The sequence below is a fragment of the Burkholderia sp. Tr-20390 genome, from assembly GCF_017104595.1.
GTDB lineage: Bacteria > Pseudomonadota > Gammaproteobacteria > Burkholderiales > Burkholderiaceae > Burkholderia.
Window position 1 is genome coordinate 1 of sequence record NZ_JAAGPC010000251.1, and the last position, 9,801, is coordinate 9,801.

10 protein-coding genes are annotated in these 9,801 nt (G+C 70.1%); 7 read left to right on the forward strand and 3 right to left on the reverse strand.

The genetic code is table 11. From position 1 onward, the window contains the following. Together G3N98_RS36130 and G3N98_RS36135 are read right to left on the reverse strand one after the other, a co-directional pair. Window positions 1-788: rhodanese-like domain-containing protein (locus G3N98_RS36130; protein ID WP_346779127.1), on the reverse strand; the 788-nt coding region annotated here is incomplete at its 3' end. A gap of 110 nt (window positions 789-898) precedes the next feature. After that, window positions 899-1,465: a cysteine dioxygenase gene (locus G3N98_RS36135; protein WP_089427616.1), complete on the reverse strand. Its 567-nt coding sequence runs from the start codon at window positions 1,463-1,465 to the stop codon at window positions 899-901. Between the two features lie 17 nt (window positions 1,466-1,482). On the opposite strand from G3N98_RS36135, the gene G3N98_RS36140 reads away from it, so the two are divergent. Then, a complete protein-coding gene (locus tag G3N98_RS36140; RefSeq protein WP_174971555.1) occupies window positions 1,483-2,457 on the forward strand; it encodes a LysR family transcriptional regulator in 975 nt (324 codons plus the stop codon). Between the two features lie 70 nt (window positions 2,458-2,527). On the opposite strand, the gene G3N98_RS36145 is transcribed toward G3N98_RS36140, so the two are convergent. Next, window positions 2,528-3,880, reverse strand: a complete 1,353-nt coding sequence (locus G3N98_RS36145; RefSeq protein ID WP_206150802.1) for an acyl-CoA dehydrogenase family protein — start codon at window positions 3,878-3,880, stop codon at window positions 2,528-2,530. A gap of 306 nt (window positions 3,881-4,186) precedes the next feature. Between G3N98_RS36145 and G3N98_RS36150 the strand changes: the two genes are divergently transcribed. The 6 genes from G3N98_RS36150 to G3N98_RS36175 form a co-directional block, all read left to right on the forward strand. Next, on the forward strand, window positions 4,187-5,272 hold the full coding sequence (locus G3N98_RS36150) for an LLM class flavin-dependent oxidoreductase (RefSeq protein ID WP_206150803.1): 1,086 nt from the start codon (window positions 4,187-4,189) through the stop codon (window positions 5,270-5,272). A 33-nt stretch (window positions 5,273-5,305) separates the two neighbouring features. Further along, window positions 5,306-6,145 carry a class II aldolase/adducin family protein gene (locus tag G3N98_RS36155; RefSeq protein ID WP_206150804.1) on the forward strand — a complete coding sequence of 280 codons (840 nt, stop codon included), beginning with the start codon at window positions 5,306-5,308 and terminating at the stop codon, window positions 6,143-6,145. 32 nt (window positions 6,146-6,177) lie between these two features. After that, entirely contained in the window at window positions 6,178-7,218 is a 1,041-nt protein-coding gene (locus tag G3N98_RS36160) for an ABC transporter substrate-binding protein (RefSeq protein ID WP_206150805.1), read from the forward strand. Window positions 7,219-7,222: 4 nt separating this feature from the next. Continuing rightward, window positions 7,223-8,335: an ABC transporter permease subunit gene (locus G3N98_RS36165; protein ID WP_206150806.1), complete on the forward strand. Its 1,113-nt coding sequence runs from the start codon at window positions 7,223-7,225 to the stop codon at window positions 8,333-8,335. Continuing rightward, on the forward strand, window positions 8,329-9,156 hold the full coding sequence (locus G3N98_RS36170) for an ABC transporter ATP-binding protein (protein ID WP_206150807.1): 828 nt from the start codon (window positions 8,329-8,331) through the stop codon (window positions 9,154-9,156). The genes G3N98_RS36165 and G3N98_RS36170 overlap by 7 nt, the downstream gene beginning before the upstream one ends. Before the next feature lie 50 nt (window positions 9,157-9,206). Beyond that, window positions 9,207-9,801, forward strand: a 595-nt coding sequence (locus tag G3N98_RS36175) for a cytochrome c (protein WP_206150808.1), incomplete at its 3' end; no start/stop codon positions are given.

Genomic DNA, 9,801 nt, shown 5'->3' on the forward strand with positions numbered 1-9,801 from the left:
CCGAGCTGGCCGAGCGCTTCGCGTGCGCCGGTGCCGAGCCGGTCGACGTCGCGCCGCGCCAGCACCGGCGCAAGCCCGGCCCACAACAGGAACGGCAGCAGCACGAGCGCGAGCGGCCAGGCGACCGGATTCGGCAGCCCCGCGTTGACGAGCGACTGCGTGCCGATGATGCTGCGCGTGCGGCCCGCGCAGTTGACGATCACCTGCGTCGCCGGGTTCGGCGCGAGCGCGCGCACGCGCAGCACGAGCTCCGCGCCCGGCACGCTCGTCGACGTCGGGATGTTCATCGTCTGGTATTCGTCGAAACGGCGCGCGTCGACGATCACGACATCGGCCTTCGCGTCGATCAGCGCCTGCACCTCCTGCGCGGACAGCGACGGCGTATGCCGCTCGGCCTCGACCCATTCGCCGAACGACTTGCTCGGCACGTTCACGTCGACGAACAGTTCGCCGCCCGCGGCGAGCCAGCCCGCGAGGCCGCCGTCGAGCAGCCGCACGTCGGTGTAGCCGAGCTGCGCGAGCTTGGCGGCCGCGCGCGGCGCGAGATCCTCGCCGCCGGCTTCGCCGAACACGACGATCGGCGTATCGCGGCGCGGAATCCGCGTCCACGCGTCGAGCTCGAGTTTCGACAGCGGAAAGTTGGCGGCCCACAGCGGGTGGCCCTGCGCGTACGGATCTTCCTCGCGTACGTCGATCAGCGCGATCTCGTCGCGGGCCAGCAGGCGGGCGCGCACGTCCTGGTACGACGCGACGGGAAAGCGGGAGGTGGAGTCGGCGGATTGCGTCACGGTGTCTCTGTCTTGATTGAATGCGTTGAAGTCGGTGAAAAAAGCGGAACGGATGAATCTCGGGCCTGCCGGCGCGTGCCGGCAACCGGCCACCCAGGCGGGCAACTGCATCAGGCGTTCGAATAGCCCGATACGAAAGGCTTCACGGTACCGTCGTCGAGGAACACCGCGCGCTCGACCTTGCCGATGTTCGCGCCGTACACGTGGATGCTGATCGATACCTGATCGTCGAACGCGTTGGTCACGCGATGGACGTCGCCGATGCGCGGCGACACGGCCTCGATTTCGCCCGGCCGCAGCCGCACGGCGTCGCCCGCCGGCTCGGGCCGGCCCGCTGCGTCGAACCGGTACGGCTGCGAGAACTCGCCGCCGCGCAGCATCCCGATCAGCCCCCACACCGTGTGGTTGTGGATCGGCGTCGTCTGGCCCGGCCCCCACACGAAGCTGACGACCGAGAACCGCTCGTCCGGGTCGAGATACAGCAGGTACTGCCGATAGCGCGCGGGGTCGGGCTGCGCGAATGCGTCGGGCAACCAGTCGTCGTGTTCGACGAGCGCGGCGAGCAGCGCGCCGCCCTCGTCGAGGATGCGCGCCTCGTTCGCGCCGGACGCGAGCAACGCGCCCAGACCGTCGACGAACGGCCGCAGCGGCGTCTGATGCAACGAAAGCGTACTCATCGGCTGACTCCTCGAATATGATGCCGAATATGATGGATCGTCATGATGCACCCGAAAGACCATGCAGAACAAACATGAAAATTAGCGATATCGACGCTTTTGCAGCGGTCGTCCGCTGCCAGACCCTGAGCCAGGCCGCGGCCGAGCTCGGGATGACGCAGCCCGCGATCACGCGGCGCGTCCAAAATCTCGAGGAAGCGCTCGGCGTGATCCTGCTCGATCGCAACACCAAGCCGCCGCGCCCGACCGACATCGGCCGACGGGTGTTCGAGCAGTGTCGCGCGATCCTGCGCGAAGTCGATGCGCTGCGCGAGCTGACGGCCGGCGAGCAGCCGCCTGCCGGCGAATTCCGGATCGGGCTCACGCAAGGCCTCGGCGAGCTGATGCTGCCCGCGCTGATCGCCGAACTCGCCGCGCAATGGCCCGCGCTCGCGACGCAGGTCACGACCGCCTGGGGCGGCATGCTCGTCGAGCGCGTCGCCCGGCGCGAACTCGATGCGGCGCTCGTGTTCCTCGCGCGCGAAATGGTGCTGCCGGCGCAGGTCGAAGGCGAACGGCTGCTGGCCACGCGGCTCGTCGCGGTCGGCCGCAAGGGCGACTGGCCGCGCCGCAGCTACCGGCTCGCCGATTGCCACGCGCGTGGCTGGGTGCTCAATCCGGACGGCTGCGGTTTTCGTGCGGGCTTGCGACGCGCGCTCGACGCGCAGGGCCTGCCGATGCCGGTCACGCTCGACACCTACGGCCGCGACCTGCAGCTGCAGAGCGTCGCGAACGGCTTCGGCATCGGGCTGATGCCGCTGCCGCTCGTCGAAGGCAGCCCGCTGCGCGATGCGCTCGACATCGTGCCGCTCGCCGATTTCAAGCCGCAGATCGATCTGTGGTTGCTGCGCCGGCACGATGCGGCCCGCTTCGACGCGCCGCTCGCCGCCGTTGCCGCGCATGCGCGCACCGCGTTCGCGTTGCCGGAGCAGGCACACGGCAAGGCTGCCTGACCGGATCGGGCGGCGTCGCAATCGTCGGAGTCGCGCCGCCCGATTGGCGCCCGCGCCAGCCCGGCTCCCATCACGCATCGTTGCGGCCGCGTTCGGTCGCGTTGACCGGCGCCCCGCTCGTCTCCGTTTCGCCGTTCGTTGCGCGCTTCGTCTCACTCCGGCTCGCCGCTTCGAGCGCCGCGCGCCCCGCCGCCACCGCGATCGCATCGTCCTGCGGCGTATGCACACGGCTGCACAGCACGTCGCGATAGTGACGTTCGAGCGGATTGGCGCGGCTCAACCCGTGATTGCCCGACAGCTTCAACGCCTGCTCGACCACGCGGATCGCGTGCTCGGTCACGGTCCGCTTGACGAGGCCGCTCGTCGTGACCGTCGGCGCATGGCCCGCGTCGGTGCGCGCGATGTGATCGTCGAGCAGCACGCGGTTCGCATGCAGCCAGCCCTCGATTTCGCCGACCGCTTCCTGCACGCGCGGCAGCGTCGCCAGCGGCGCGCCCAGCCCGCTCGGCGCACGCGTCGTCGCGAACCCGACCAGCCAGTCGCGCGACGCACGCGCCACCGCGTCGTACAGGCTGCCGAGCAGCGCGACCATCCACGCCTGCTGGTCGGCCTGCGCGTCGGCATCCGCATGGGTCGCCGCCGACACGGCCCATGCGTCCGGTGCGCGTACGTCGACCGCGTGATCGGCCGGCAGCCGCACGTTGTCGAACACGACCTCATGGCTGCCTGACGCACGCAGGCCGAGGTGATTCCAGCTTTCGATCACGCGGATGCGATCGCCGTCCGCCTCGCGGTCGCGCGGCACGAGAAACACGCCGACCCGCGGCGCCGGTTCATCGGTGCGCGCCCACACGGCCAGCCAGCGCAGCGCCGGAATCCCGGTGCTGTACAGCTTGTGGCCGGACAATCGCCAGCCGTCGCCGTCGCGCCGTGCAATGGTTTCCGGCAGGCCGCCGCGCGACGGCGAGCCGAGCGCGGGCTCGACGCGCAGCGCGTTGATCAGTGCCCCTTCGGTGACCGCGCTGTCGAATACCGCCCGCCGGACCTGCGCCGGCCAGCGGTTGTCGGCGCGACCGAGCGCGCGATGCTGCAGGTAGGTCATCGTCAGCACCAGCGCGGTCGCCGGGTCGGCGCTCGCGACGGCAGCCACGATCCGGCTCGCCTGCGCGAGCGTCGCACCGGCGCCGCCATGCTCGCGCGGCACGACCTGCGCGATCAGCCCCGCGCGATGCAGCCGCGCGAAGTTCTCGTGCGGAAAGCGGCCGTCAGCGTCGTTGCGGGCCGCGTCGGCGGCCAGCTCCGGCGCGAGGCGGTCGAGCAGCGCGGCGACGCGGGCGCCGTCAGCGTCGACATCGTCGGTGGACAGGAGGCGCAGCGAACGCGGCTGCGGCGCGGGCGAGGAAGCGGCAAGGCTGGCGGACATCGAGACGGATTCCCTGGGCAATACGCAAAGTAATACGGACAGGCGGCAATAGCGGCAATCGATCGCCACGCGGCGCGGTTTCTGATGAAGCCGGCGATCCGGAACGCGCGGCGCCGGATTCGCTGGCGCCCGCGCGCCCGATCTTTCACGAGCCCACAGCGTATGCGCAGCGCGCCCCCGCCCAAACCATGCAAATCTGATATTCAATTCGGGATTGATTATTTCCGTTTCGCATGATCCCGGCGTTAACCTGCGCTCCATTCCTGCCCGGCCGTGCGCCGGGACGTCCCTGCACCGGAGACCCAGATGAGCGTCGAATTCATCGGCATGATCCAGAGCCAGAAGCAGTCGGAAATCCATCCGCCGTCCGGCCCCGTCGTCGATCCCGATTACGTGCGCGACTTTGCGCGCGCCCACGAGACGGCCGGCTTCGACCGGATTCTCGTGCCGCACCACTCGACCGGCCCGTCGGCGACGCTGACGATCGCGTTCGCCGCGGCCGCGACCGAGCGCATTCACTTCATGCTCGCGCATCGCCCGGGTTTCACCGCGCCGACGCTCGCCGCGCGGCAGATCGCGACGCTCGACCAGTTCAGCCGCGGCCGGCTCGCCGTGCACTTCATCTCCGGCGGCTCGGACAGCGAACAGCAGCGCGACGGCGATTTCCTCCATCACGACGCACGCTATGCGCGCACCGACGAATACCTCGGCATCCTCCGACGGATCTGGACCGAAGCGCAGCCGTTCGATCACGACGGTGCGCACTACCGGTTCAAGCAGGGCTTTTCGGAAGTGAAGCCGTTCCAGCAGCCGCACGTGCCGATCTATTTCGGCGGCGCATCGGAAGCCGCGCTCGAAGTGGCCGGCAAGCACGCGGACGTCTACGCGCTGTGGGGCGAATCGCTCGACCAGGTGCGCGACCTGACCACGCGCGTGCGCGCCGAAGCCGCGAAGCACGGCCGGCAGGTGCGCTTCTCCGTGTCGTTCCGCCCGATCCTCGCCGCGACCGAGGACGAAGCATGGGCGCGCGCGCATCGCATCCTCGACGAAACGCGCCGGCTGCGCGAAGCGGCCGGCCTCGGCGCCGGCGGCCCGCAGCAGAGCGAAGGTGCGCGCCGCCTGCTCGCCGCGGCCGAACGCGGCTCGCGCGTCGACAAGCGGCTGTGGACCGAGATCGCGAAGCTCACCGGCGCACGCTCGAATTCGACGGCGCTCGTCGGCACGCCCGAACAGGTCGCCGACGCCCTGCTCGACTACTACGACCTCGGCGTCACGACGTTCCTGATCCGCGGCTTCGATCCGCTGGAAGACGCGATCGACTACGGCCGCGAACTGATTCCGCGCGTGCGCAGCGCCGTCGCCGCCCGTGACGCGGCACGCCGCGCAGCCTGAGCCCAACGAAGCCTATTGGAGCCATCCGCCATCATGTCCGCCGTCCTTGCCTCGCCCGTCCGCACCGCATCGGGTCTCGAACTCGCCGAAGCGCCGCGCCAGCATTTCTGGTTCGATCCGCCGGCACCGCGCATCGACGTCGCCGCCGAGCGCCGTCACCGTCAGGAACGGCTCGCGGGCGCATTCCGCCTGTTCGCCCGCTTCGGCTTCGCACAGGGGCTCGCCGGCCACATCACCGCACGCGACCCCGAGCTGCCGGACCACTTCTGGGTGAACCCGCTCGGCGTGCATTTCTCGCAGATCAAGGTGTCCGACCTGCTGCTCGTCAACGCACGCGGCGAAACCGCGATCGGCACGCGGCCGCTGAACAAGGCCGCGTTCGCGATCCATGCGGCGATCCACGAAGCGCATCCGCACATCGTCGCCGCCGCGCATACGCACTCGACGTACGGCAAGGCGTGGTCGACGCTCGGCCGCCCGCTCGATCCGCTCACGCAGGACGCCTGCGTGTTCTACGAAGACCACGCGCTATTCGACGACTTCACGGGGATGGTCGTCGACACGAGCGAAGGCGCACGGATCGCGGACGCGCTCGCGAAGCCGGACGGCACCACGCACAAGGGCGTGATCCTGAAGAACCACGGAATCCTGAGCGCCGGCCCGACGGTCGAGGCCGCCGCCTGGTGGTACATCGCGCTCGACAACGCCGCGCACACGCAATTGCTGGCGGAAGCGGCCGGCACGCCGCAGCCGATCGATCACGCCACCGCGCGCCACACGCACGGGCAGATCGGCGGCCCCGAGGGCGCGCTGCATGCATTCGACAGCCTGTTCGCGCGCGTCGTGGCCGACGAACCCGACCTGCTCGACTGAGCACCCTTCCGCACGACCGGAGACCAGCCCTCATGACCCGAACCACCGCACCCGCGCCCGTGCCCGCCGACGCGCAGGACGACAAGCGCCGCAAGCTGCTGCGCGCCGCCGGCGCCGTCGCGCTCGCCGCGCCCGCGATCACGCTGGGCCGCAAGGCCTGGTCCGCGCCGCCGCTGAAGAAGCTCACGTTCGCGTGGAACCAGAACGCGTTCTGCCTGACGCCGATCGTCGTCGCGCAGGAGCGCGGCTTCTTCGAGAAGAACGGCCTGAAGGTCGATCTGATCAACTACAGCGGCTCGACCGACCAGCTGCTCGAATCGATCGCGACCGGCAAGGCCGACGCGGCAGTCGGGATGATTCACCGCTGGCTGAAGCCGCTCGAAGCCGGTTTCGACGTGAAGATCATCGGCAGCTCGCACGGCGGCTGCGTGCGGCTCGTCGGCGCGAAGGCGGCCGGCGTGACGACGCTGCAGGCGCTGAAGGGCAAGACGGTCGGCGTCAGCGACCTGGCTGCGCCCGGCAAGCATTTCTTCTCGATCCTGCTCGCGAAGAACGGGATCGATCCCGAACGCGACATCACGTGGCGGCAGTATCCGGCCGACCTGCTCGGCGTGGCGGTCGACAAGGGCGAGATCCACGCGATCGCCGACGGCGACCCGAACCTCTATCTGCTCGAGAAGCGCAGCAACGGCGCATACACCGAACTGGCGACGAACCTGTCCGGCGAATACGCGCGCAAGGTGTGCTGCGTGATCGGCGCGCGCGGCGACCTCGTGCGCAACGACCGGCCGGCGGCCGCCGCGCTCGCACGCTCGATCGTGCAGGCCACCGAGTTCACGCACGACAACCCGAACGAAGCCGCGAAGGTGTTTGCGAAGTATTCGCCGAAGATCAACCCCGAGGACCTGCGCAAGCTCTACGCGACGCTCACCTACAACCACCACCCGACCAACGTCGACCTGCAGCAGGAAATCGCGTTCTACGCGGACGACTTCCGCCGCATCAGCGTGCTGAAGAAGAGCACCGACCCGCAGCGCTTCGCGCAGCAGGTCTATGCGAACGTGCTGGGGTGACGCGATGTCGACGATCGAACACGCGCCCGCCGCACGCTCCGCGTCAGCCGGTTCAAGCGCCTCAGGCGCTTCAGGCGCCAGTACCGCCGCATCGTCGGCACGCGTCGCCTGCACGGCGTGCGAAGCCACGCTGGCCGCCGAAGCCCGCCGCGCGCGCACCTGGCCGACCGGCATCGCCGCCGCGCTCGCATGGGGCGTGCTCGGCGCCCTCACGCGACTGTGGCCGAACCGCGTCGTCGGTTTCAGCGACTGGGCGTACACCGACGAATTCGCCGTCGGCGCGTGGACGATCGCCGCGCTGTTGCTGGTCGCCGCGACGCTCGGCCATCTCGTCCCCACGACACGCACGCGGCTCGCGCGCGTGCGCCCGGCCGGCCCATGGCTCGTCGCGCTGCCGCTCGTGCTCGCCGCGTGGGAAATCGTCACCGCGAAAACCGGCTGGCTGCCGACCCCGTTCTTCGCGCCGCCGCAGGCGCTGATCGAGGTCTACGTCGACGACTGGCCACGCCTGCTGGGCAGCGCCGGCAACACGCTGAAGCTGCTCGCGCTCGGCTTTGCGTACGGCGTCGCGGTCGGTTTCGCAGTCGGCGTGTCGATTGGCTGGTCGCGCCGGATCGGCTACTGGGTGCATCCGGTGCTGCGCGTGCTCGGCCCCGTGCCGGCCACCGCGCTGCTGCCGCTCACGTTCTACTTCTTCCCGTCGAGCTATTCGGCGGCCGCGTTTCTGATCGCGCTCGCAACCGGCTTCCCGGTCGCGGTGCTCACGTGGTCGGGCGTCGCGAGCGTCAACAAGCAGTATTACGACGTCGCGCGCACGCTCGGCGCGAACGCGCGCTTCCTCGTGCTGCGCGTCGCGATTCCGGCCGCGCTGCCGCACGTGTTCGTCGGCATCTTCATGGGGCTGAGCGCGTCGTTCACGGTGCTGGTCGTCGCCGAGATGATGGGCGTCAAGTCGGGGCTCGGCTGGTACCTGAGCTGGGCGCAGGGCTGGGCATCGTACGTGAACATGTATGCGGCGCTGATCGTGATGGCGCTGCTGTTTTCCGGGCTGATCGCGCTGCTGTTCGCGGTGCGCGACCGCGTGCTCGCCTGGCAGAAAGGAACCGTCAAATGGTGAGCGCCGCCGTACTCGAATCGTCCGTTGCATCGTCCGTTGCCGCTGTGCCCGCCGTCACGGCGGCGCGCGGCGCGCGCATCGACATCCGCCGCGTGAGCCATGCGCTCGACGGCCCCGGCGGCGCGCTGCCGGTGCTCGACGACGTCACGCTGTCGGTCGCGGCCGGCGAATTCGTCGCGCTGCTCGGCCCGAGCGGCTGCGGAAAATCGACGCTGCTGCGCCTCGTCGCGGGCCTCGACGCCGCGCGGCAAGGCACGATCGCGCAGGACGGCGTGCCGATCGAACAACCCGATCCGTCGCGCATCGTCGTGTTCCAGGACCCGACGCTGTACCCGTGGCGGCGCGTGCGCGCGAACGTCGCACTCGGCCTCGAGGCGCGCGGCGTGGCGCGTGCGTCGCAGCATCGTGTCGACGATGCGCTCGCGCGCGTCGGGCTGCAGGAATTCTCGAACGTGTTCCCGCATCAGTTGTCCGGCGGGATGGCGCAGCGGGTCGCGCTGGCCCGTGCGCTCGTCAACGATCCGCGCCTGCTGATTCTCGACGAGCCGCTCGGCAAGCTCGATTCGCTGACGCGGCTCACGATGCAGGCCGAACTCACCGCACTGTGGCAACGCGACGGCTTCTCCGCGCTGCTCGTCACGCACGATGTCGAGGAAGCGCTGTTCCTCGCGCAGCGCGTGATCGTGTTCGGGCCGCGCCCCGCACGGATCGTCGCCGAGTTGCACGTCGACCTGCCCTACCCGCGCCATCGCGGCGACCCGCGCCTCGCCGAATTGCGTCACGACGCGCTGCGGCATCTCGGGCTCGATGCGAGCTGGTAGATGCGCGGTGCCGTTCGACGATGGGCCGCCGCGCGGCGAGACCGTAGCCGATGAACGCGCCGACGTTCGCCGACTGGGCGCTCCTGTTTCTGCAAGGGCTGTATCGCGCGCAAATCGCGCTGGCGCGCGTGCTGCATGCGATCGGGCTGACAGGCGACGCCGATGGTCAAGCCGCGTGGCCATGGGCCCATCGCATCGCGCTCGAAACGCTGCGCATCGACGCGGGACTCACGCGGCAACTTGCGTTCGCCGTGGCGGCAACGGCGCTGGCGGTCGTACTCGGCGGCATCGCGCTGGCGTCGCGCAAGTGGCGTGTCGTATCGGCAGTCGCCGCGCTGGCCGTTGCATGGTTCGCGCCGTGGCCGCCGTCGTCGCTGTGGCTCTCGCCTGCCGTACCGACGAGTTTCCAGCGCGATCCCGCGCCGTTTTCCGTATCGAACGTGATGCGCGGCGCGCACCTGTATGCGCAGCACTGCGCGGCGTGCCACGGCGCGGACGGACGCGGCGAAGGGCCGCTCGCGGCCACGCTCCCGCACTGGCCGCCGACCTTCGCCGGCGCGCTGCTCGCCCGACGTCTGGACGGCGAGCTGTTCTGGCGCGTGCGCCACGGCACGCGCGACGAACACGGCGCATCGACGATGCCCG